Here is a 22,527-nt window from a genome sequence, read left to right on the forward strand (position 1 = left end):
AGCCCGGCTCAAGTCCAACAGGGAGGTGAAGGTGATGAGAGTTTCCTCAAACCATCGCCTTCGAGACTGGAAATATGTGCAGTCGGCGAACGGTTCAAGGACCATTTCCGCGTTGCAGCACATGGCCGATATGCGTTGTGCGAATGCCTCGGGCAGAGGCCGGCGGCATCTGCCCGTTTGGCGCTCACTTAGCGGAGGGGTCGGTAACCTGTTCCTCGGTCTGCTGGCGGCGCAGCGACTGGATTTCCTCGAGCACGAAATCGCGGAATGCGGCAACGCGGCGCGAGGCGCGCAATTCCTCTGGGAAGGCCAGGAAGACCGGCACCTCGCCCGACTGAATATCGGGCAGGACGCGGGTCAGGCTGGGGAAATCCGCCGACAGGTAATCCGGCAGCACGCCGATCCCGACATGGTTCAGCACGCCTTGCAGCACGCCGAAATAATTGTTCACCATCAGGGTCGAACTGATGTTGCGCCCCAGCAGCATCTGCGACAGCACGGCACCCGAACTGACCTGCGGTGTCTGCGGGTTCTGGCAGATCAGCCGGTGCGGCCCCAGATCCTCGAGCGTCTGCGGCATGCCGGCCTTGGCCAGATATTCCGGCGTTGCGTAAAGCCGCATGCGGATGTTGAGCAACCGGCGACGGATCAGGTCCTGCTGGTTCGGCTCTTTCATGCGGATGGCGACATCGGCCTCGCGCATGGGCAGGTCCAGCACGCGCTCTTCCAGCATCAGGTCGATCTTGAGGTCCGGATAGCGGTCGTAAAGCTTGGCCAGCCGCGGCACCAGCCACATGGTGCCGAAGCCGGTGGTCGTGGTTACCTTGAGCTCGCCGAAGACGCTTTCCTCGCTGTCGCGGATGCGGGCAGCGGTCGTGTCGAGCTTGCGGACCATGGACGAGGTTGCCTCGAACAGCAACTCGCCCTGCTCGGTCAGGATCAGCCCGCGGGCATGGCGGTGAAAAAGGGTGGTGCCCAGCGAATCCTCCAGCGCGCGGATCTGGCGGCTGACGGCGGACTGGGACAGGTGCAAAACATCGCCCGCGTGGGTCAGGCTGCCCGCGTCGGCGACGGCGTGAAATATTCTTAACTTATCCCAATCCATAACAGTGCTTTCTTGCGGCATCAGCCATGCAATCCGTGCAACCCTTATCACAGAAGGTTAGCGGAACAAGCCTGCAAAGCGCCACGAATTCCTTTATCCGTCAGTATGGCTTACCTACAACGCCCACCGAGCGGGCATCGGGTGAACGCAGGCTGAACAAGGATGCAGGAATCCGACCTTGCGGGCCGATTCGGCAGGGCAGGGCATCACGCGGTTTTGAGCGGCGCGCAGGCGCGGCCGATGCCGTGACGAGCAGGCGCCGGATACGCTCGGGCACCGAACGCGGCCGTCACGCGACCTTCTGCCGCAAGCCGCACCGATCACGACCGCGCCGGAACGCGGCCATGCCCTGATCAGGCAGGAATCCCCGGGAAACCCGTCCCATGCGGGCCCGCGCCCCCTGTCGCTGCAACGCGTCCGATCCACGTCTGGCCAGGTGACATAAATCATGGCGTTCCGGTCCGGTGCATCCTAAAAAGACCTGTCGCGAGCAGGAGGCAAGTCATGGCGGTGGGCGTATTCGATTCGGGTCTGGGCGGACTGACGGTTCTGTCTGCGATCGCCGCGCGCATGCCCGACCTGCCCCTGGTCTATCTGGGCGACAATGCCCATACCCCCTACGGCGTGCGCGACGCCGACGACATCTTCGATCTGACCTGCGCCGGGGTCGAGCGGCTTTGGGCCGAGGGTTGCGATCTGGTGATCCTGGCCTGCAACACCGCCTCGGCCGCCGCGCTCAAGCGCATGCAGGAAACCTGGCTGCCCAAGGACAAGCGCGTTCTGGGGGTCTTCGTGCCAATGATCGAGGCGCTGACCGAACGGCGCTGGGGCGACAATTCGCCGCCGCGCGAGGTGGCAGTAAAGCATGTGGCGCTGTTCGCCACGCCCGCGACCGTCGCCAGCCGCGCCTTCCAGCGGGAACTGGCCTTTCGCGCCATCGGCGTCGATGTCGAGGCCCAGCCTTGCGGCGGCGTCGTCGATGCCATCGAGATGGGCGACGAGATCCTGGCCGAGGCGCTGGTGACATCCCATGTCGAGGCGCTGCTGCGCCGCATGCCGCATCCCGAAGCGGCGATCCTGGGCTGCACCCATTACCCGCTGGTGCAGGCCGCCTTCCAGAAGGCGCTGGGGCCGCAGGTCACGGTCTATTCCCAGCCCAACCTCGTGGCGGAAAGCCTTGAGGACTATCTTGGGCGCCATCCCGAAATGCTGGGCGCGGGCAATGTCTCGCGCTTCCTGACCACCGGCGATCCTGAGCGGGTCTCGGGCAAGGCCACTCAATTCCTCCGCCATCCGATCAGGTTCGAAAGCGCCTGAAGCAGGAAAGCTTGCACCATGAAGTCTTTGAAGAAAAAGCGCCGTATCCAGATCCTCGTCGCCGCTGCCGTGGCCCTTGTCCTGGCCGTCGGGCTGATCGGCTATGGATTTCGCGACGGCATCAACCTGTATCGCTCGCCCAGCCAGATGGCCGAGAACCCGCCCGAGGCCGGCGAGGTCTTTCGCCTTGGCGGGCTGGTCGAGGATGGCAGCCTGGTGCGCGGCGCCAGCGAGACGGTGACTTTTCGCGTGACCGACGGCGGCGCCACCGTCCCGGTGCGCTTTACCGGCGTGCTGCCCGACCTTTTCTCCGAGGGCCAGGGCATGATCGGCACCGGGCGGATGGAGGGCGAAACCTTCGTTGCCTCCGAGATCCTGGCCAAGCACGACGAGAATTACATGCCGCGCGAGGTCATGGATTCGCTCAAGGAGCAGGGCGTCTATCAGGAGCCGAATTCCTGACGCAACGCACGCCCGGTTAACGGCCGGTTAACCGGATTTCTCCAGCCTCGGTCCGCTTCAGGATTGGGGGCTGGAATGAAGACAGTGACGCAGATCGCGGCCGAGATCGTCGCGCGTGAGGGGGGCTACGTCAACGACCCCGACGACCCGGGCGGGGCGACGAATTACGGCGTGACGCTGGCGACCTTGCAGCGGCTGGGCATCGACAAGACCGGCGACGGGCGCGTCGATGTTGCGGATGTCAGGGCGCTGACCCGCGCCGACGCCGAGCGCATCTTCGTCGAGCATTACTTTCGCCGGCCGCGCCTGGCGGAACTGCCCGCCTCGGTGCAGGCGTCGGTATTCGACATGTATGTCAATGCCGGCAGCAATGCGGTGAAGATCCTGCAACGGCTGGTGACGCGGATGGGCTTTGCCGCGGCCGACGACGGCCTGGTCGGGCCGCGCACCATCCTGGCGGCGCAGCAGGCCGACGCGGCGGCACCGGGCTATTTCGCCGACGCCTACGGGATCGCACGGCGCAACTACGATTATTCGCTGGGCGATGCGCGGCCGGCCAGCCGCAAATACGCCCGCACGCAATCGGGGGGCAAGGGCGGCTGGATCCTGCGGGCCGAGGAGTTCATCTCGGCCAGATATCACCTCACGTTGGCCGAGCACCGGGCAAGGGTGGCGAAATGGGGCTGATGGACCGCTTTCTGGGTGCCGGCGCCGCCGTCACCACCGTCGCCCATGCCGCGACCGGCATGGCCGAGCTGTTGCGCGAGAACGCGACGCGGCGCATGGAACTGGACGAAGAGGCCCATGCCCGCGCCATCGCCCAGCTTTCCAGCGAGTTCGCCGCCCGGCCATGCGGCTGGTTCGACGGCATGATGAACGGGCTGAACCGCCTGCCGCGTCCGCTGATGACGTTGGGGACGGTGGGGCTGTTCGCCTATGCCATGGCCGACCCCGAGGGCTTCGGGTTGCGGATGCAGAACCTGGACCTCGTGCCCGAGCCGCTCTGGTGGCTGCTGGGCGCCATCATCAGCTTTTATTTCGGCGCGCGCGAGGCGCATTACTTTCGCCGCCGACCCATTCCACCCGGCCCCTCGCGGATCGCGGAAGCGGATCCCGGGCAAGCGGCACCCTTCGCGCCGATGACGGCAGAACCCTTCGAGGACAACGCCGCCTTGCGGGATTGGGCTGCGGCAAAGGCTGCGCGCTAGCAATGCTGTGACAATCTGGCAGGCGCGGGGGGCTGGCTTGCCGCCCGCGCCGCGGTTATCCTGCGGGGCAGCCACCCGGAGGGAGCCCATGATCGCTGAACTTGGCCATTTCGCACTGATCCTTGCCTTTGCCGTGGCCATCTTCCAGATGATCGTGCCGATGATCGGCGCCGGCAAGGGCTGGGGCGGCTGGATCGACTCCGCGCGCCCCGCCGCGCTGGCGCAATTCGGGCTGGTCGGCATTTCCTTCGTCGCGCTGACCATGGCCTTCGTGACCTCGGACTTCTCGGTCGCGCTGGTCTACCAGAACTCGCATACCGCCAAGCCGATGATCTACAAGATCAGCGGCGTCTGGGGCAACCACGAGGGCTCGATGCTGCTCTGGGTGCTGATCGTGGCGCTGTTCGGCGCGATGGCGGCGATATTCGACGCGAACCTGCCGCCCAAGCTGCGGGCGCGGGTTCTGGCGGTGCAGGGCTCGATCGGCGCGGCGTTCCTGGGCTTCATCCTGTTCACCTCGAACCCCTTCCTGCGCATGGCGAGCCCGCCTTTCGACGGGCGCGACCTGAACCCGCTCTTGCAGGACCCGGGCCTCGCCTTCCATCCGCCCTTCCTCTACCTCGGCTATGTCGGGCTCAGCATGGCCTTCAGCTTTGCCGTGGCCGCGCTGATCGAGGGGCGGGTCGACGCCGCCTGGGCGCGCTGGGTCAGGCCATGGACGCTGGCGGCCTGGGTCTTCCTGACCATCGGCATCGCGCTGGGTTCGTGGTGGGCCTATTACGAGCTGGGCTGGGGCGGCTTCTGGTTCTGGGATCCGGTGGAAAACGCCAGCTTCATGCCCTGGCTGATCGCCGCCGCGCTCCTGCATTCCGCCATCGTGGTGGAAAAGCGCGAGGTGCTGAAAAGCTGGACCATCCTGCTGGCGATCATGGCTTTCGGCTTTTCGCTGATCGGCACCTTCATCGTGCGCTCGGGGGTCATCACCTCGGTCCACAGCTTTGCCAGCGACCCCAAGCGCGGGGTGTTCATCCTGGCGATCCTGGCGTTCTTCGTCGGCGGCGCGCTGCTGCTTTACACCTTCCGCGCCGCCTCGATGCAGGCGCGAGGCGCCTTCACCCCAGTCTCGCGCGAGGGGGCGCTGGTGCTCAACAACATCCTGCTGGCGGTCTCGACCTTCGTGGTCTTCATCGGCACCGTCTGGCCCCTGGTGGCCGAGATGCTGTGGGACCGCAGGCTGTCGGTGGGCGCCCCCTTCTTCGAGCAGGCCTTCACGCCCTTCATGGTGGCGCTGGCGATCATCCTGCCCGTGGGCGCGATCCTGCCGTGGAAGCGCGGCAAGCTCAAACGCGTGCTGTATCCGCTGCGCGGCGCGCTGGTCTTTGCCGGGGCGGTGATGGCGCTGGTCTTTGCCGTCTCGACCGGCCATTCGGCGCTGGCGGTGATCGGCGCCGGGCTGGGTGCCTGGCTGGTTGCGGGCGCGGTCGTGGACCTGTGGCTGCGCACCGGCAACTCCGGCCTGTCCCGCCTGCGCCGGCTGCCGCGCGCTGATTGGGGCAAGGCCGTGGCCCATGCCGGGCTGGGCGTCACCTTCATCGGCATCAGCCTGCTGATGGCCTGGCAGGTCGAGGACATCCGCGTGGCCCGCATCGGCGAGACCTTCACCGTCGCCGGCTACGACATCACCCTGGAAAGCGTGGAAGAGCGCCCCGGCCCGAACTACAACTCGATCACGGCCGCGATGACGGTGGATCGCAACGGGCAGCAGGTTGCGCTGCTGCATCCCGAAAAGCGGGTCTATCCGGTGCAATCCATGCCCACGACCGAGGCGGCGATCCAGAGCGGCCCGTTCCGCGACCTCTACCTGGTCATCGGCGACGAACAGCAGGGCGGCGGCTGGGCGGTGCGCGTCTATATCAAGCCCTTCGCCAGCTGGATCTGGCTGGGCTCGGCGCTGATGGCGCTTGGCGGCTTCATCAGCCTGTCGGACCGGCGCTATCGCGTCGCCGCCGGCGCCCGCCATGCCCGCACCGCACCCCAGCCGGCGGAGTAGCCCATGCGCGCGCTGATCCTTTGCCTGTCGCTGCTGCTTGCGCTGCCCGCCTTCGCCGTCCAGCCCGACGAGGTGCTGTCCGATCCGGCGCTGGAGGCGCGGGCGCGCGAGATTTCCAAGACCCTGCGCTGCCCGGTCTGCCAGGGCGAGACCATCGACGAATCGAATGCGGCGATCAGCCGCGACCTGCGGCTCTACCTGCGCGAACGCCTGGTTGCCGGCGACAGCGATACCGAGGCGGTGCAGGCCATCGCCGACCGTTTCGGCGAATATGTCCTGTTCGAGCCCCCGGCGCGCGGCGCGAACTGGCTGCTCTACCTGGCCGGGCCGGTCATGGCGTTGCTGGCGCTGCTGGTGGGCTGGCGCTTCGTCCGCTCGCGCAACCTGGCCGAAGAGGGGCCGGCCAAGCTCAGCGACGAGGAAAAGGCCAGGCTGGAAAGGATCTTGCGCGACTGACGCAGGGTCGGGGCTTTCCTGTCCCGCAGCACCCCGGCAGGATGGCCGAAAGCAGGGGAAGAGGCAGGGATGAGCTTTCAGACCATCGAAGTCACGCATCGGGACGGCATCGCAAGGCTGGCTCTGAACCGGCCCGACGTGGTCAACGCGCTCAATCGCACCATGCGCGCCGAGATCGTCGCGGCACTGACGAACTTGCCGCAGGAGACGCGCTGCGTGGTGCTGACCGGCAACGGGCGCGGCTTCTGTTCGGGCCAGGATCTGACCGATGCCGGCGGCGGGTTCGACGTCGAAACCATCCTGCGCGAGGAATACGAGCCGATGCTGGCCGCCATCGCCGAGGCGCCGGTGCCTGTGATCGCCGCGGTGAACGGCATCGCGGCCGGGGCGGGGGCCAATCTGGCGCTGGCCGCCGATGTGGTCATCGCTACGGAAAGCGCCAGCTTCGTGCAGGCTTTCAGCCGGATCGGGCTGATCCCGGATGCGGGGGGGACGTTCATCGTGCCGCGTTCGGTCGGCGTGCCGCGTGCCATGGGGATGATGCTGTTCGCCGACCGCATCCCCGCGACCCGGGCGGCGGAATGGGGGCTGATCTGGGAGGCGGTGCCGGACGCGGAGTTCGAGACCGTCGTGGCCGCGCGGGCCAAGGCCCTGGCCGAGGGGCCGACGGCGGCTTTCCTGGCGATCCGGCAGGCTTTGCGCGCCTCGGGCAACAACGACATGGCCGGGCAATTGCGGCTGGAGGCCCGGCTGCAAGGCGAGATGGCCCGGACCGAGGATTTCGCCGAAGGTGTCGCGGCCTTCCTGGAAAAGCGCGCGCCCCGGTTCAAGGGACGCTGATCCGGCGCGCCGTGATCGGCCGCGCCGCTCTGGCCTAGCCGATGCGCAGGAAGCGTGGGGTCGCCAGCCGGTTGTCGAAGAAAGGCACGGATTGCGGCAGCGCCAGCGGCCCGTCCCCGGCCGCCGCCAGCAGGCTTGCCACTTCGGCCAGCGCCACCTCGGTGATGAAGGGCAGGTCCAGCGCCCGCGCCTCGGTCAGCGGCACCCAATGCAGATGCGAAAGCTCGTCGCAGGCGGCGCTGAAATCGTTGCGGTCGCCATGCAGCCGCTCGGCATCCAGAAGCAGGAAACGCGCATCGAAACGGCGCGGCCGGCCGGGCGGGGTGATGGCGCGGAACATGTAGATCAGCGCCGAGGGATCGGGCGCCAACCCGGCGCCGGCGTAATGGTCCCAGCCCTCGGGCGCGGGGCCAGGGGGGCCGGTCAGCAGGCCGGTCTCCTCGGCCAGTTCGCGCAGGGCGGCGGCAGCCAGCGCCAGCGGCGTCACCTGCGAGTCGATGCGCGGTTCAGCCGCCAGCAGGGCCGCGCTGCGGGGCGGCAGGTCGCCGGCCAGCCGCGCTTGCGCATCGGCGGCATCCACCGCACCGCCGGGAAAGACGTATTTCGAGGGCATGAACACAGCCGAAGCGCCCCTTTGCCCCATCAGCACCGACGGCCCGTCATGGGCATTGCGGTCCAGCACGATGATGGTGGCGGCATCGCGGATCGGCTGCTCGGCGCCGCCGCGTCCCCCGGGGGTGGCTTCGATCGTCATGGTCACGACGCGGCGGCCTCGATCACGGCGGGTCCGGCACCGAAACCGTGCATGCGCCGCGCCCATTGGAAGCCGACCATACCGCCCTTGATCCGCGGCAAGAGCAGCAACGACAGCACCACCGCGCCAAGGCCGAAGCCGATCAGCATGGACATGGCCGACGGGCGATACATCATGAAGATGGCCAGCAAGAGCGGCGCGCCCAGATGCGAGACCAGCAGGATGGTCAGGTAGGCCGGACCGTCGTCGGCGCGCTGATGGTGCAGTTCCTCGCCGCAATGCGGGCAGGCCGGGCTGACCGAGAGATAGCCCTGGAACAGCCGCCCCTGGCCGCAGGACGGGCAGCGCCCAAGGGCACCGCGCAGCATGGCCGGCTTGAGCGGACGTTCGGGCAGCATCCCGTCTGAATAGGCATGGGGCATGAGCGCGTTCCTTTCCTGTTCCGCTTCTATCTAGTGCAAGCGGCCTGCAAAGAAAAGCGCGGCTTGGGTCCGGGGCGGCCGCGACAAAGGGACGCAGCGGCAATTCATGCCGCGATCACCGTCGAGGCCATGACGATTCGGTTGCGCCCCGAGGACTTGGCATTGAGCAGCGCGCGGTCGGCGCTGGCCAGCAGCGCCTCGGGGTCGACCGGCGGCAGGTGCGGGCCCCCGTGGCCCTGGGCCACCCCGACCGAAATGGTGACGCATAGCTCGGCAGCCGTGCAGCCCTGCGGCAGGGGGATGGGTGCGGCCATCACCGCATGGCGCAGGTTCTCGGCCACGCGGCGGGCGGCGCGGGCCGGGCAATCGGGCAGCACGGCCAGGAACTCCTCGCCGCCGATGCGGGCGAGCAGGGCGCCTTCGGGCAGGGTCGCGGCCAGCCGTGCGGCTATCCCGGCCAGCACGGCATCGCCGGCGGGATGGCCGTGGATGTCGTTCACCTGCTTGAAATGGTCCAGGTCCATCAACATGACCGCCAGGACGCCCTGCCGCTCCTGCGCCTCGGCAGCGAGCTCGGCAAGGCGCGGCAAGGCAAAGCGGCGATTGTGCAGCCCGGTCAGGGGGTCGGTCATCGCCCAGCGCATGTTGCGCTGCGTCTCGTGCCGGCGCCGGTCGGCCTCATGCTTGCGGGCAAGCTGGGCTTGCAGTCGCATCGCCGTTTCGGGAGCGGCATCCGGGCGGGCCAGATCCCAAGGCAGCACGTCCCCGGCACCGAGGTCCAGCGCCACCGGCATCATCTCGCCCCGCCCGGGGCGCAGGGCGATGACGACCGCCGCCTCGCGCGAGCGCGGGCGGGCGCGCAATTCGGAGAGCAGCCGCAACCCGTCGCCCGGCAGCTGGATATCGGCGGCGATCAGATAAAGATCCGCCACCCGGGCCGAGGCAGCCTCGGCCAGCGCATGCTCGGGCTCGCGCACCGAGATGGCGAAATCCACCCGGTCCTGCAAGGCATGCCGCCAGCCCAACGCGGTGGCCGGACGGTCGGCGACGAAGACCGCGTGGGGGCGGCTTTCTGCGGCAAAGCCTGCCGCCGCCTCGGCCATGCCGGGTGCCGGATGCTCAAGCCCGCCGGTTTCGTGCCGCATCAACCCGCGGATGCGCGCAAGCAGCGTCAACTCGTCGCAGCGGGCGTCGATCAACGCGGTCGCCCCCGCCCTCAGCGCCGAGACGCGATTCGCACCGCTGGCCTGGACCAGCACCGGCAGGTCGGCCGCGCAGGGCAGGGCGCGCATTGCGTTGCAAAGGGCAGGGCCGTCCATGTCGGGCAGGTTGGCACCGATCAGCACGATCTGCGGGTGGATCAGCCGCGCCAAGCGCAGCGCCTCGGCCCCCGAACTGGCGGTCGAGACCTCGTAGCAGGCCGAAGCCAGCCGCACCTTCATCGTGATGCGATTCGTCGGCAAGCCGTCAACGACAAGAATGCGCCCAGCCATGATCACGCCTGCTTTACACCCGGAGCCCGGAGTCGCATCTTGCGCGGCAATGGTTAACAAATCCTTTCCGGCCGCGAAGAAAATCGCCCCGGCCTTCACAAGAGCGAGACGCGGATGACACCGAACGAGGCACGCGACATTGCCGATGCGGGCTTTGCCCATATCGCCGGGGATGCGGAACTGGTGGGGGCGCTGCTGGCGCAATCGGGCAGCGACGTGGCCGGCTTGCGCGCCATGGCGGGGCGGCCGGAATTCGCGGTCTTCGTGCTGGATTTCCTGCTGGAGCTCGACCAGCGCGTGCTGGATTTCGCGCAGGCCGCGCAGATCGCGCCGCAGCGGGTGCAGATGGCCCGCGCCGTTCTGGGTGGGGGCGACCCCTGGTAGGGGGCCGCCCGGATCGCGTCAGGCCACCTCGGCAAAGACCTTGTCGAGCGCCTTTTCCAGCTTTTCGAACATCTCGTCCATCTGCGCCTCGGTCAGGATGAAGGGCGGGCACAGCACGATGGACTGGCCCAGCGGCCGGCAGATCAGCCCCAGATCGGTGCAGGTATTGGCGATGCGCTCGCTGACCGAAAGATTGGCGTCGAAGGGGGTCTTGGTCGGCTTGTCCTTGACCGCCTCCAGCGCCCACATGAAGCCGATGCCGCGGTATTCGCCGATGTTCGGGCGGTCGGCGATGCGCTTCAGCCCCGCCTCGAAGCGGGGTGCGAGGCGGCGGACATTCTCGGCCAGCCCCTCGTTCATCACCACGTCGATGGCCTTCAGCGCGATGGCGCAGCCGACCGGATGGCCCGAGGCGGTGAAGCCGTGCGGGAACTCCTCGATCGCCTCGACCGCGGCCTCGACCCGCTTGGCGAGGTCGGGCCCGAGGATGACGGCGCCCATCGGGAAGAAGCCCGCAGTCAGGTTCTTGGACGAGATGATCGCATCGGGCATGAAGTCGTAGGTCAGGCAGCCCCAGGTGTTGCCGGTGCGCCCGAAGCCGCAGATCACCTCGTCCGAGATCATCGGGATGTCATACTTGCGCAAGATCGGCAGGATGGCCTGGAAATAACCCTTCGCCGGCGGGATCACCCCCCCCGCGCCCATCACCGGCTCGGCGAAGAAGCCGGCGATGGTGTCGGCGCCCTCGCGGGTGATGGTATCCTCAAGCTCGCGTGCCAGGCGGGCGACGAATTGCGCCTCGGTCTCGCCTTCCTCGCCATAGCGCCAGTAATGCGGGCAGGTCAGGTGGATGAAGCCGGGCAGCGGCAGGCCGAAGACCGAGTTGTAGGGCTTGCCGGTCATCGAGGCCGAAACCGCGGTCACGCCGTGATAGGCGTTCCAGCGCGTCAGGATCTTGCGCTTTTGCGGCTTGCCCTCGGCGGCATGCAGGAACCACAGCATCTTGACCATGGTGTCGTTCGCCTCGGAGCCGGAATTGGTATAGAAGACCCGGCCGTTGTCGAATGGCGAGACCTCGACCAGCTTTTCCGACAGCATCACGGTCTGGTCGGACATGCGGCCGAAAAAGGCGTGATAGCCGGGAAAGCGGTCGTATTGCGCCTTGGCGGCCTCGATCAGGCCCTTGTGGTCGAAGCCCGCGACCATGTTCCACAGGCCCGAATTGGCATCCAGATAGCGGCGGCCATGGACATCGACGATATAGGGCCCCTCGCCATGGGTCACGACGACCGTGCCCCGCTGATGGACCGAGGGCATGTCGGTGAAACCGTAGAGCGAATAGGTCTCGGCCCGGGCTTCCCAGCTTTGCGGTTGGTTCATGTCGTCAGCCTCCATCTGCTTTGCCGAAAGGCTAGCCGGGCGCCGGGGGCGGTTCAATGGGGGCCGCAGCGGCTTTGGCCAAGTGCCGGGCCGCGGGGCGGCGCATCGGCGAATTGCCGGGCGCGGCGGTGGAAATGCCGGAACGGGACGGCAGGGTTCGTGCCCGTGGCCGGCGTCGGATGAGTATTTGCGGAACAGAGAAGGGCAGGCGGGCGGCGCTTTCGATGCGCCGTAGCGCTAGCCCCTCGGCAAGAGCCGCAGGCGGATGCCGTCCTTGCCCCGCAGCGTCAGCCGCATGATCGGGACCAGGCGCTCGCGGCCGGGTTCAAGGCGATAGGCGCGGACCAGTGCCGCGAGGATCAGTGGTCCCTCGACCATGGCGAAGCCCGCGCCGGGGCAGGCGCGGGCGCCGGCCGAAAAGGGAATGAAGGCCCGGCGCAGGCAGGTCTTGCCGTTCTCGGTTTCCCAGCGCGAGGGGTCGAAGCCGTCGGGGTTCACCCACAGCCGTTCGTGCCGGTGCAGGTGCCAGGGCGAGAGCACCAGTTGCGCCCCCCTGGGTGCCTTGCGGTCGCGCAGGGTCTCGGCCTGCCGGCATTGCCGCACGGTCATGGCAACGGGCGGATAGAGCCGCAGCGCCTCGCGGAAGACGGCGCGGGCCAGCGGCAGGTTGCGAGTCGCGGCGAAATCGGCGGCGAGGTTCAGCCGCGCCTCCTCGGCCAGCCGGTCCTGCCAGTCCGGGTTTTCCGCCAGCAGGTAGAGCGCCCAGGCCAGCGCCGAGGCGCCGGTTTCATGCCCGGCGAGGAAGAAGGTCGCGACCTCGTCGATCATCTCGGCCTCGGTGAACAGATCGCCGGTCTGCGGGTCGGGCGTGGTCATGATCTTGGTCGCCAGATCCTGCGGTGCGGTGCCGGCCCGGATCTGCGCGGCGCGAACCGAGACCAGCTGGCGGATCAGGCCGCGGATGCGGCGCGCAGTCTCGCGCACCCGGCGGGTGTGCAGCCGCGCCCAGCGGGGCAGCGCCATCAGCCCGCCCAGGTTCACCATCGGCTGCGCCTCCTGATGTTCGCGGAAGGCTTGGAAGACCTGGACGGCGATCTCGTCCTCGATCGGGATCGAGAACAGCGTGCGGAAGATCACGTCGGCAGCGATATGGCTGGTCTGCGGCTCGATGTCGATCTCGGCGCCATCGGCCAGCGGTTGCAGCCGGGCAGTGCCGGCCAGGGCTGCCTCCCACATCGCCGGGAAAGCCTCGCGCAGCCTTCCGCCCTCGAAGGCGGGGTCGATGATGCGGCGCTGGTGCAGCCAGGTCTCTCCGTTCGAGATGAAGCTGGAATTGCCCAGCAGCGGCTGCAACCCGGCCGCCATGCGCGGCGATTTCGGGAAATCCATCGGCCGCTCGCGCAGGATCATGTCGACCAGCGCCGGGTCGTTGCAGGTGAAGCTGTGGATGAAGGGGCCGCGGAACTCGGCCATCCAGGCGCGGTAGAGCTTGTCCGATTGCGCTGACAGGATGTCGCGGCGAAAGTCGCGGATGAAGCGCCAGACCGAGCCGCGCCCCTGTCGGGCAGGAGGCTTGGGCGGGATCATGTCGCCACCCAGCGATTGACGGGCCGGGCGATCCGGCCCGGCGAATGCGAGCGCCCGGCGAAACGCCGGCCGAGCGTCAGCGGTCCCGCGGTAATGGCGAAATAGTCGTAGTCGCCCGGCCGGTCGAAAGCGCAGAGATACTGGAAATGCAGCCGAAACCAGCGCCCGCGCAATTTGCGCCGCTTTTCGGGCGACAGCGTTTGGGTGAAGGCGGCGGAAAGGATCAGCGGATGGCGGCGCCCGGGCGGCTCGACCCCCGAGACCGCCACCGGATCGCAAAGCCCGAAGCAGCAGGCATCGCCCGGCGCGGTCACGTCGATCCAGTCGAGCTTCGCGCTGCCCGCGAGATCGCGCAGGTCGGCGCGCAGGCGGTTCGCGCGCGGCAGGAAGGACGCCATCGGCACGACATGGCCCAGCGACAGGTAGGAGAGGCGCGGCCCCTGCGCCGGCACCCGCCCCGAGCGGATCAGCCCGGCCAGCACCGAGACGCCCAGATAGGCGCCCGAACTGTGGCCGACCACCAGCACCTCGTCCCAGTCGCCCGCCAGCACCTCTGCGATGCGGTCGGCGAAAAGGGCCAGCCGCGCCTCCAGCGCCGGGGGATAGGCGCCCAGATCCCGGGCGGTGAAGGCATAGTCATGCATCAGATACCAGGCGAAGATCCTGCCGTCGATGCGCCGCCACAAATGCAGCCCCGCCCAGGTCAGCGCCAGCATGACCGGCCCGCCCAGCCACCAGCCAAGGCCGGTCAGCCGCCCCAAAGCCCAGCCGATGAGCGCCCCGGCCAGCGCCGAGAGCAGAAGCTGCGCCAGCAGCACCGCCACCGGATAAAGCGCCGCGATCACCGGCCCGCGCCGCAGCCGCGCCAGACGCATCAGCGCGCCCGAGCCGATATAGGCCCATGCCGTGCGGAAAAGCTGGCCATAGGTCGCAAGGATACCCTGGCCCATCGAGCCCTGCACGATATCGGCCCAGACCAGCACCTCGAACTCGGCTTCGACGCGCCGGCCGCCGAAATCGCCGCTCACGCCCCAGCCGAAGCCCTTGCGGTCGCGCCGCGGGCCCAATTCCAGCCTGTAGCCCGAGATGCGCGCCTGTTCGGCGCCCTCGCGCCTGTAAAGTTCGCGATAGCGGCGGGGCGGGATCGGGTCATAGCCCGGAATGTAAAGGATGCGGCGACGAAAGGGGCGGGTCATGGAAAATCAACTGCTTGCCGGCGCAGCATAACCCATTCGCGCGCGCAGACAAGTTAGACCAATTCCCAGCGCGCCTCCAGCTTTTCGATGGCGGCGATGCGCGCATCAGCCGGGGGGTGCGACATGAGCCAGGCCGGCGCACCGGCACGGCCCGCGCCCGCCAGCCGGTCGAGCTTGCGAAACAGGCTTTTCTGCGGCCCGGTGCCCAGCCCCGCCTTGACCATCAGCGCGCTGGCGAAGGCGTCGGCCTCGAATTCGTCCTGGCGCGACAGGCGGGCGGCGATGGCGCTGGCGGCGATATTGGCGATCCAGACGCCGATGCCGGGCAGAAAGCGGCCCAGCACGCCCGCCAGCACCATCCGCACCACGTTCTGGCCGGCGAAATCCACCATGCGGCGCCGGGTATGGCCATGGGCGACATGGCCCAGCTCATGCGCGATGACCGATGCCAGCTCGGCCTCGGTCACCTCGCCCCGGTCCAGCCGGTCGAGGAAACCGCGGGTCAGGAAGATGCGGCCGTCGGGCGCGGCCAGCCCGTTCACATGGCCGACCTCGTAGACATGCGCCTGCACGCGCGGCAGGTCCATGGCGCGGCCCAGCCGGTCCAGCATCGGCACCAGCCGGGGATGGCGCAGCGGCGTGGACTTGGCGTTCAGCTCGGCCTTCAGCCGCCACGCGGAAAAGAACCACATCGCGGCGGCATAGAGCAGGATCAGCAGGATCGGCGTCAGCTTCAGCATAAGCGCAATATGGGCATGGCGCGGCCGTCAGCCAAGGATGCGCATGGCCTGGGTCAGCCCCTCCAGCGTCAGGGGCTGCATCCGGTCCTCGAAGATGTCCCGAATCATGGCGATCGAGCGGGTATGGTCCCAATGCGCGCGCGGCACCGGGTTCAGCCAGACATGGTCGGGCCAGGTTTCGCGCAGGCGCCGCAGCCATGTCTCGCCCGATTCGGGGTTCCAATGCTCGTTGGCGCCGCCGGGGATCGCAATCTCATAGGGCGACATCGAGGCGTCGCCGACGAAGATCGCCTTGTAGTCGCGGCCGAAGCGGTTGATGACCTCCCATGTGGGCGTGGTCTCGGTCCAGCGGCGGCGATTGTCCTTCCACAGCGCCTCATAGACGCAATTGTGGAAGTAGAAATGCTCCAGGTGCTTGAACTCGGCCCGGGCGGCCGAGAACAGCTCGTCCACCAGCCGGGAATGGTCGTCCATGCTGCCGCCGGCATCCAGGAACAGTAGAACCTTGACCGCATTGTGCCGCTCGGGCCGGGTCTGGACGTCGATATAGCCGTGCTCGGCGCTGGCCCGGATGGTGCCGGGCAGGTCCAGCTCCTCGAGCGCGCCGTGCCGCGCCCATTGCCGCAGCCGCTTCAGCGCCACCTTGATGTTGCGGGTGCCCAGTTCGACCGAATCGTCGAAATCCCGAAACTCGCGCTTGTCCCAGACCTTGGCGGCGCGGCGGTGGCGGCTCTCATGCTGGCCGATGCGCACGCCCTCGGGATTGTAGCCATAGGCGCCGAAGGGCGAGGTGCCGGCGGTGCCGATCCACTTGTTGCCGCCCTGGTGGCGGCCCTGCTGCTCGGCCAGCCGCTCGCGCAGGCGCTTCATCAGCTCCTCGAAGGATCCGGCGCCCTCGACCGCGGCGCGCTCCTCGGGCGTGAGCAGCTTTTCGGCCAGCTTTTCCAGCCATTCGCGCGGAATCGAGACCTCGTTCACCAGCGCCTCGATGGGGATCTCGTCGAGGCCCGAGAAGGCTTCGGCGAAAGCGCGGTCGAATCGGTCGATATGCGCCTCGTTCTTGACCAGCGTGGCGCGGGCGAGGTGATAGAACCCCTCGGGCGTCCAATCCGACAGCCCGGCCTGCAGCCCGGCCAGAAGGTCCAGGTATTCCCGCAGGCTGGCCGGCACCCCGTGCCTGCGCAGACTGTCGAGGAACGGCCGGAACATCAGCCCATCCGGCTGACGAAGACGGTCAGGAATATGCCCAGCACGGTCAGCGCCAGGGCATGGGCGGCGGCATATTGCAGCTTGTCGGCGCGGCTGCCGCCGGCTTTCGCGGCGCGCATCCAGCCGATCGCTGCGCCAAGGATGAATGCGGCGATCACGATCATGGGGCAGGGCATAGCCCGCCCCCGCGGCCCTGTCGAGAGGCACGCCCCCTGAACGCCCCCCTTGAAGGCGTGGCGGGCGCAGGTTATTTTCGGACCAACTTGTTATCGGAGGGCGTGACCATGGCGCCCAGGCGTCCTGCGGGTGCGGACGCGTTCCCGAGAAAAACGGTCGAGCCTTTCGCCACCCGCCCGGCCGAGGACGGGCCGCTCTATGCGGCTTTGGATCTTGGCACGAACAGCTGCCGGATGCTGATTGCCCGCCCCGCGGGCAGCCAGTTCCAGGTGGTCGACAGTTTCTCGAAGCCGGTCCAGCTGGGCCACGGCCTCGAGGCATCAGGCAGGCTGTCGCGTCCCTCGATGGCGCGGACGGTGCATGCCTTGCAGGTGTGCCGGCGCAAGCTCGAGGCACATCAGGTCACGCGCATGCGCCTGGTCGCGACCGAGGCCTGCCGGCGGGCGAGGAACAGCCGCGATTTCCTGCGCATGATCCGGCGCGAGACCGGCCTGCCGGTCGAGATCATCGATGCCGAGGAAGAGGCGCGGCTGGCCGTGATCTCCTGCGCGCCGCTGGTCAGCCAGCGGACCGAGCAATTGCTGGTCGTCGATATCGGCGGCGGCTCGACCGAGCTGGTCTGGATCGACCTGGAGGATGTCGAGCCCAAGGAACGGTCGCGCGCCATCATGCGGCTGGGCGACGGCTTTCGCGATCCGCTGCCGGGCGGCGCCCGGGTGGTGGACTGGATCAGCGTGCCGCTGGGCGTCGCGACGCTGCGCGACCAGTTCGAGGATGTCGAGGACGACCAGGGCCGCTTCGCGCTGATGTCCTGGCATTTCGAGGAGATGCTGGCGGATTTCGCCCCCTATGCCCTGGCGCAGACCATGGAGGAGGGGTTCCAGATCATCGGCACCTCGGGCACGGTGACGACCGTGGCGGCCAGCCATCTGGGCCTGCGCCGCTATGACCGAACCAAGGTGGACGGGCTGATCATGAGCTCGGCCCAGATCGACCGGGTGATCCGCGACTACCTGTCGCTGGGGCCCGAGGGGCGGCGCGCCGACCCCCGCATCGGGCGCGAGCGGCATGCGCTGATCATGTCGGGCGCCGCGATCCTGCAGACGCTGATGCGGGTCTGGCCGACGACGCGGCTGTCGGTCGCCGATCGCGGCCTGCGCGAGGGGTTGCTTTATGCGCAGATGGTCAAGGACGGGGTGCTGGCCCCGGATGGAATGAACGGGGTGGCATGAGATGAGCGAAGGCAAGAAGCCGGGCTCCGGGCGCAAGAGCTCGGGCCGCGGCCAGCGCGACCTGCGGGTGCGGGTCAAATCGGCCAAGGGACGCAAGCTTTCCAGCACGCTCTGGCTGGAGCGGCAGTTGAACGACCCCTATGTCGCGCGGGCGAAGCGCGAGGGCTATCGCGGCCGCGCCGCCTACAAGATCCTGGAACTGGACGACAAGTATCGCTTCCTGGTGCCGGGGGCGCGGGTGGTCGATCTGGGCTGCGCGCCGGGCGGCTGGTGCCAGGTGGCGGTCGCGCGGGTGAACGCCCTGGGCGACAAGTCCGGCAAGAAGGTCGGCCGCGTGCTGGGCGTGGACCTGCAAGAGGTCGATCCGATCCCGGGGGCCGAGATCCATCAGCTGGACTTCCTGTCGGAGGGTGCGGACGAACAGGTCAAGGCATGGCTGGGCGGCCGGGCCGATGTGGTGATGTCGGACATGGCCGCGGCCTCGTCCGGGCACAAGGGCACCGACCACCTGCGCATCGTCGCGCTGGTCGAGGCGGCGGCGCAACTGGCCTTCGACGTGCTGGAGCCGGGCGGCACCTTCGTCGCCAAGGTTCTGGCCGGCGGGGCCGAGAACGAGATGCAGGCCATGCTCAAGCGCAATTTCCGCAAGGTGGCGAATGTGAAGCCCCCGGCAAGCCGCTCCGACTCTTCCGAGAAATTCGTGGTGGCCCAAGGGTTCCGCGGCCGTGGCGACGCGGAGGATGTCGAAAACGGCGAGGACGACGGGGCATGAGGATCGGGAAGGCGCCGGGCCGGGCGGCCCGCTGCCGTTTCCGCCCGCAGAGCCCCCGATAGCGGCCTGCGCCGTGGCGCATGGCGGGATGCGGCTTTGGACGTCCCGTGCCGGCACCGTTAAGCCCGGAATGCGGTCAGCGTCCGTCGGTCGGCCGCTTGCCTTGGAGCTCGCGCATCAGCGTCCGGTAAGCCTGGGGCGTGCGGCCGGTCGCCGCCAGGAAGGTGCGCATGAAGTGCCCGGGCCCGCTATAGCCCAGCATGCCCGCAATCTCGGCCACCGGCCCGTCGCCGTCGCGCAGCGCCCGGATCGCGCATTGCAGCCGCAGGTCGTAAAGCAGTTCCAGCGCGCTGCGCCCCCGGCTTTGCCGGCAGGCACGGTCGAGCTGCGCCAGTGAGCAGTCCAGCCGCCGCGCCATCTCGGCCATGGTCTGGTTCAACGGCAGCTCCGCCCCCGCCAGACGCAGGAACCGTTCGGTCAGCGCCCGCGCCCGGGCGAGGTCGCCGGCCGGCGGCTCGGACCGGGCTGGACTGTCGTCGAGCCGCGACAGCACCGCCGCGATCCGTGCAAGCCCGCCGGCGGTCGCGGCATGGCGTGCCGGGCCGCATGGCGGCTCCGAAGCCAGCGCGAACAGGGCCGGATCGAGCAGGTCCGCATCTTCGGCCGCCGGCTGGCCGTGGCTGAACCCCGAAGGCAACGGCGGGCCCTTGCACAACGCGGGCGGGATCAGCAGTGCCAACCCGCGAACCTCGGGCGGCGGCTTCAGGGAAAAGGCCGTGCCCGCCGGAATGAAGGCGACGCGTCCGGCCGGCAGCGGGTGGTTGTGGCGGGGAAACATGATCGTGACCATGCCCTCGGTCGGGCGGAGCAGCACATGGTCGCCCCGGACCCGAGGGCTGGGCGGAGCGGTCCGGCTCCGCACCGGCCCGCCCCAGTGAAGGCCCGCCAGCGGGATCAGGCGCAACCCATCGCCCGGGCGGCCCCGCGGCAGCGGCTGGGACCGGAGCGCAGGGCCGGACGGCAGCAGGGGTGCCGCCGCCTCGGAGGGGTCGACGACATCGGGGGCCAGGACCGAGGGCCGGCCGCGCGGGTCGGCAGGCGGGGCCGCTGGCGAAACGGCCGCCCGCATCAGCCGCGGATCGGTTTCCGCCGGCTCCAGGATCGCTCCTGCGGTGATGCCGGCCGCGACCAGCCGCGCCACGACCGGATCGGACGGGGCAAGGGCGTGGCGGGCTTCATTCATCAGGCGCGGCTTTCAGCGATTCCATGTCGGAAGGCTATCCCCATGGCGAGAATTCGCGAAGGGCATATTCCGCTCACGGTTGTTATAAGGTCAATATGTCCTAGCAGTGCGGCAAAACCCGCACAAGTCAGCCGCCGATGCCGATCCAGCGCCAGTCGCGCATGCGGCCGCGAAAGAAGCTGCGCTGCGCCTTGGCATATTGCCTCGTGGCGATGACCGCGCGTCGCGCGGCCTCGTCCAGATCGATCCGGCCTTGCAGATGCGCGACAAGTTCCGGCGCCCCGATGGCCTTGGCCCAAAGCGCATCGGGGTTCCAGTGCGGCAGCATCGCGCGCACCTCGTCCAGCGCGCCCTGCTCCAGCATCAGGTGAAAGCGGCGGGCGATGCGTTCGGCCAGCCAGTCGCGATCCGGGTTCAGCACCAGCAGATGCGCGGCCGCGGGGTCGATCAGCGGCGGCGGCGTCTCGGCCTGCCAGGCGGCGATGCCGCGCCCGGTGGTGGTCAGCACTTCCCAGGCACGCTGGACGCGCGCCGGATTTCTCAGGTCGATGCGCGCGCGGGTGGACGAATCGAGATCCTCGATCATGCGGGCCAGCCCGCCGGGCTGGCGCACCAGTTGGTCGGCCTGGGCGCGGATCTCGGGCGGGGTCGGGGGAATCACCGCCAGTCCGCGGCTGAGCGCGTTCAGGTAAAGCCCGGTTCCGCCGGTCACGATCAGCCGGCCGCGGCCCGAATCGCAGCCCTTATCCATGAGAGCGGCGACCTCGGCCAGCCAGGCGCCGACGGAATAGGCGCGATCCGGCGCGACGTGGCCGTAAAGCGCATGCGGGGCGCGGGCCTCGTCCTCGGCCGTGGGCCGGGCGGTCAGCAACCGCCAGCAGGACCAGACCTGCAAGGCATCGGCATTGACGACGGTGCCGCCCTGCGCCTCGGCGATCTCCAGCGCCAGCGCGGATTTGCCGCTGGCGGTCGGCCCGGCGATCAGAATAGGGCGGGCGGGATCCAGCTCGGCCAGGATCGGGTGACGCAGGGTCATTTCGGCTCGGGTCGGCGGCGGTTGAACATGGGGCCTGTTTGCGACATTTTGCCCGGCAATGAAACAGCCGCAAAAAGGTGAACCCATGTCGGAAAGCGCGTCCAAGACCCCCGGAAGCTATTCGCGCGTGATGCTGAAGATTTCGGGCGAGGCGCTCATGGGGGACCAGGGCTACGGCCTGCACCCGCCGACCGTCGCCCGCATCGCGCAAGAGGTCAAATCCGTCCATGACATGGGCATCGAGATCTGCATGGTCATCGGCGGCGGCAATATCTTCCGCGGGCTTCAGGGCAGCGCCCAGGGCATGGAGCGGGCGACCGCCGACTATATGGGGATGCTCGCCACGGTGATGAACGCGCTGGCCATGCAGGCGGCGCTGGAGGCGCTGAAGATCCATACCCGCGTGATCTCGGCCATCCGCATGGACGAGGTGGCCGAGCCCTATATCCGCCGCCGCGCCGTCCGCCACCTGGAAAAGAAGCGCGTCTGCATCTTCGCCGCCGGCACCGGCAACCCCTATTTCACCACCGACACCGCCGCCACGCTGCGCGCCAACGAGATGAACTGCGAGGCGATCTTCAAGGGCACCAAGGTCGACGGCGTCTACGACAAGGACCCGAACAAGTTCCCCGATGCCAAGCGCTACGACGACGTGACCTATGACGAGGTGCTGCAAAAGCACCTGGGCGTCATGGACGCCTCGGCCATCGCGCTGGCCCGCGACAACGACCTGCCGATCATCGTCTTCTCGCTGGACGAACCGGGCGGTTTCCGCGGAATCCTGGCGGGAAGCGGCACATATACGCGCGTCCATGGGTAAAATCCCCGTATAGGCTTTGCCATGCGGGCGTGGCTCGGCTAAAAGCGGCGAAAATCACAGCACAGAGGCCATGACCGAGCATGTCCGACGAGATCGAGATCGACACCGACGACCTGGAGCGCCGCATGAAGGGCGCGATGGAATCCCTGCGCCATGAATTCGCCTCGCTGCGCACCGGCCGCGCCTCGGCCAGCATGGTCGAGCCGATCATGGTCGATGCCTACGGCTCGCCCACGCCGATCAACCAGATCGGCACGGTGAACGTGCCCGAACCGCGCATGGTCACGATCAACATCTGGGACAAGGGCCTGGTCGGCAAGGCCGAGAAGGCGATCCGCGAATCGGGCCTGGGCATCAACCCGCAGCTCAACGGCACCATCATCATGCTGCCGATCCCCGAGCTGAACGAAGAGCGCCGGCGCGAACTGACCCGCGTCGCCGCGCAATATGCCGAACATGCCCGCGTCGCCATCCGCAACGTGCGGCGCGACGGCATGGACCAGATCAAGAAGGCCAAGTCCTCGGGCATGTCCGAGGACGACCAGAAGTTCTGGGAGGGCGCCGTGCAGGAACTGACCGACAAGATGATCGCCTCGGTGGATCAGGCGCTCGAGGCCAAGCAAGCCGAAATCATGCAGGTCTGA

24 protein-coding genes are annotated in these 22,527 nt (G+C 68.3%); 12 read left to right on the plus strand and 12 right to left on the minus strand.

The features are described 5' to 3' along the window. Positions 1-184: 184 nt before the first annotated feature. Positions 185-1,105 carry a LysR family transcriptional regulator gene (locus BLT64_RS06775; protein ID WP_041530436.1) on the minus strand — a complete coding sequence of 307 codons (921 nt, stop codon included), beginning with the start codon at positions 1,103-1,105 and terminating at the stop codon, positions 185-187. Between the two features lie 504 nt (positions 1,106-1,609). Between BLT64_RS06775 and BLT64_RS06780 the strand changes: the two genes are divergently transcribed. From BLT64_RS06780 to BLT64_RS06810, 7 genes are all read left to right on the plus strand, one after another. Beyond that, positions 1,610-2,422, plus strand: a complete 813-nt coding sequence (locus tag BLT64_RS06780) for a glutamate racemase (RefSeq protein ID WP_011750207.1) — start codon at positions 1,610-1,612, stop codon at positions 2,420-2,422. A gap of 18 nt (positions 2,423-2,440) precedes the next feature. After that, positions 2,441-2,884, plus strand: a complete 444-nt coding sequence (gene ccmE / locus BLT64_RS06785) for a cytochrome c maturation protein CcmE (RefSeq protein WP_011750208.1) — start codon at positions 2,441-2,443, stop codon at positions 2,882-2,884. A 75-nt stretch (positions 2,885-2,959) separates the two neighbouring features. After that, complete coding sequence (locus BLT64_RS06790) at positions 2,960-3,571, plus strand: holin-associated N-acetylmuramidase (protein ID WP_011750209.1); 612 nt, start codon at positions 2,960-2,962, stop codon at positions 3,569-3,571. Then, positions 3,562-4,092, plus strand: a complete 531-nt coding sequence (locus BLT64_RS06795) for a holin family protein (protein ID WP_011750210.1) — start codon at positions 3,562-3,564, stop codon at positions 4,090-4,092. Before BLT64_RS06790 ends, BLT64_RS06795 begins: the two co-directional genes overlap by 10 nt. An 88-nt stretch (positions 4,093-4,180) precedes the next feature. Continuing rightward, the gene (locus tag BLT64_RS06800; protein WP_011750211.1) at positions 4,181-6,142 is read left to right on the plus strand and encodes a heme lyase CcmF/NrfE family subunit; all 1,962 of its coding nucleotides are present in this window, start codon (positions 4,181-4,183) and stop codon (positions 6,140-6,142) included. Between the two features lie 3 nt (positions 6,143-6,145). After that, positions 6,146-6,598 (plus strand): cytochrome c-type biogenesis protein, encoded by a 453-nt coding sequence (locus BLT64_RS06805; RefSeq protein WP_011750212.1) that lies wholly within the window; start codon positions 6,146-6,148, stop codon positions 6,596-6,598. 69 nt (positions 6,599-6,667) lie between these two features. Then, entirely contained in the window at positions 6,668-7,438 is a 771-nt protein-coding gene (locus tag BLT64_RS06810) for an enoyl-CoA hydratase-related protein (RefSeq protein ID WP_011750213.1), read from the plus strand. Positions 7,439-7,472: 34 nt separating this feature from the next. On the opposite strand, the gene BLT64_RS06815 is transcribed toward BLT64_RS06810, so the two are convergent. From BLT64_RS06815 to BLT64_RS06825, 3 genes are all read right to left on the minus strand, one after another. Beyond that, complete coding sequence (locus tag BLT64_RS06815) at positions 7,473-8,192, minus strand: NUDIX hydrolase (RefSeq protein ID WP_011750214.1); 720 nt, start codon at positions 8,190-8,192, stop codon at positions 7,473-7,475. Positions 8,193-8,194: 2 nt separating this feature from the next. Continuing rightward, positions 8,195-8,614, minus strand: a complete 420-nt coding sequence (locus tag BLT64_RS06820) for a DUF983 domain-containing protein (protein WP_011750215.1) — start codon at positions 8,612-8,614, stop codon at positions 8,195-8,197. A 104-nt stretch (positions 8,615-8,718) separates the two neighbouring features. Continuing rightward, positions 8,719-10,107, minus strand: a complete 1,389-nt coding sequence (locus BLT64_RS06825) for a diguanylate cyclase domain-containing protein (protein WP_041530437.1) — start codon at positions 10,105-10,107, stop codon at positions 8,719-8,721. 114 nt (positions 10,108-10,221) lie between these two features. Between BLT64_RS06825 and BLT64_RS06830 the strand changes: the two genes are divergently transcribed. Continuing rightward, positions 10,222-10,491, plus strand: a complete 270-nt coding sequence (locus BLT64_RS06830; RefSeq protein WP_011750217.1) for a DUF3572 domain-containing protein — start codon at positions 10,222-10,224, stop codon at positions 10,489-10,491. 18 nt (positions 10,492-10,509) lie between these two features. Here BLT64_RS06830 and BLT64_RS06835 read toward each other — a convergent pair whose 3' ends face one another. From BLT64_RS06835 to BLT64_RS26770, 6 genes are all read right to left on the minus strand, one after another. Continuing rightward, positions 10,510-11,871, minus strand: coding sequence for an aminotransferase (locus tag BLT64_RS06835; protein ID WP_011750218.1), 1,362 nt, complete (start codon positions 11,869-11,871; stop codon positions 10,510-10,512). Between the two features lie 237 nt (positions 11,872-12,108). Beyond that, positions 12,109-13,458 carry a cytochrome P450 gene (locus BLT64_RS06840; RefSeq protein ID WP_011750219.1) on the minus strand — a complete coding sequence of 450 codons (1,350 nt, stop codon included), beginning with the start codon at positions 13,456-13,458 and terminating at the stop codon, positions 12,109-12,111. Continuing rightward, a complete protein-coding gene (locus BLT64_RS06845) occupies positions 13,455-14,654 on the minus strand; it encodes a hypothetical protein (RefSeq protein WP_011750220.1) in 1,200 nt (399 codons plus the stop codon). The genes BLT64_RS06840 and BLT64_RS06845 overlap by 4 nt, the downstream gene beginning before the upstream one ends. Positions 14,655-14,707: 53 nt before the next feature. After that, positions 14,708-15,394, minus strand: coding sequence for a M48 family metallopeptidase (locus tag BLT64_RS06850; protein WP_011750221.1), 687 nt, complete (start codon positions 15,392-15,394; stop codon positions 14,708-14,710). A gap of 27 nt (positions 15,395-15,421) precedes the next feature. After that, positions 15,422-16,603 (minus strand): vWA domain-containing protein, encoded by a 1,182-nt coding sequence (locus BLT64_RS06855; protein ID WP_011750222.1) that lies wholly within the window; start codon positions 16,601-16,603, stop codon positions 15,422-15,424. After that, complete coding sequence (locus tag BLT64_RS26770; RefSeq protein ID WP_157137457.1) at positions 16,603-16,779, minus strand: hypothetical protein; 177 nt, start codon at positions 16,777-16,779, stop codon at positions 16,603-16,605. The genes BLT64_RS06855 and BLT64_RS26770 overlap by 1 nt, the downstream gene beginning before the upstream one ends. Positions 16,780-16,887: 108 nt before the next feature. Here BLT64_RS26770 and BLT64_RS06860 point away from each other — a divergent pair, with 108 nt between their 5' ends. Together BLT64_RS06860 and BLT64_RS06865 are read left to right on the plus strand one after the other, a co-directional pair. Continuing rightward, complete coding sequence (locus BLT64_RS06860) at positions 16,888-18,012, plus strand: Ppx/GppA phosphatase family protein (protein WP_011750223.1); 1,125 nt, start codon at positions 16,888-16,890, stop codon at positions 18,010-18,012. A gap of 1 nt (position 18,013) precedes the next feature. Then, positions 18,014-18,784, plus strand: a complete 771-nt coding sequence (locus BLT64_RS06865) for an RlmE family RNA methyltransferase (protein WP_011750224.1) — start codon at positions 18,014-18,016, stop codon at positions 18,782-18,784. A 136-nt stretch (positions 18,785-18,920) separates the two neighbouring features. Here BLT64_RS06865 and BLT64_RS06870 read toward each other — a convergent pair whose 3' ends face one another. Both BLT64_RS06870 and miaA read right to left on the minus strand, forming a co-directional pair. Further along, positions 18,921-20,027, minus strand: coding sequence for a helix-turn-helix transcriptional regulator (locus BLT64_RS06870; RefSeq protein ID WP_011750225.1), 1,107 nt, complete (start codon positions 20,025-20,027; stop codon positions 18,921-18,923). 127 nt (positions 20,028-20,154) lie between these two features. Continuing rightward, positions 20,155-21,063: a tRNA (adenosine(37)-N6)-dimethylallyltransferase MiaA gene (gene miaA, locus BLT64_RS06875; RefSeq protein ID WP_011750226.1), complete on the minus strand. Its 909-nt coding sequence runs from the start codon at positions 21,061-21,063 to the stop codon at positions 20,155-20,157. Positions 21,064-21,148: 85 nt separating this feature from the next. Between miaA and pyrH the strand changes: the two genes are divergently transcribed. Together pyrH and frr are read left to right on the plus strand one after the other, a co-directional pair. Next, on the plus strand, positions 21,149-21,883 hold the full coding sequence (gene pyrH, locus BLT64_RS06880) for a UMP kinase (RefSeq protein ID WP_011750227.1): 735 nt from the start codon (positions 21,149-21,151) through the stop codon (positions 21,881-21,883). Positions 21,884-21,963: 80 nt separating this feature from the next. Next, positions 21,964-22,527 (plus strand): ribosome recycling factor, encoded by a 564-nt coding sequence (frr, locus tag BLT64_RS06885; protein WP_011750228.1) that lies wholly within the window; start codon positions 21,964-21,966, stop codon positions 22,525-22,527.

Source organism: Paracoccus denitrificans (assembly GCF_900100045.1).
GTDB lineage: Bacteria > Pseudomonadota > Alphaproteobacteria > Rhodobacterales > Rhodobacteraceae > Paracoccus > Paracoccus denitrificans.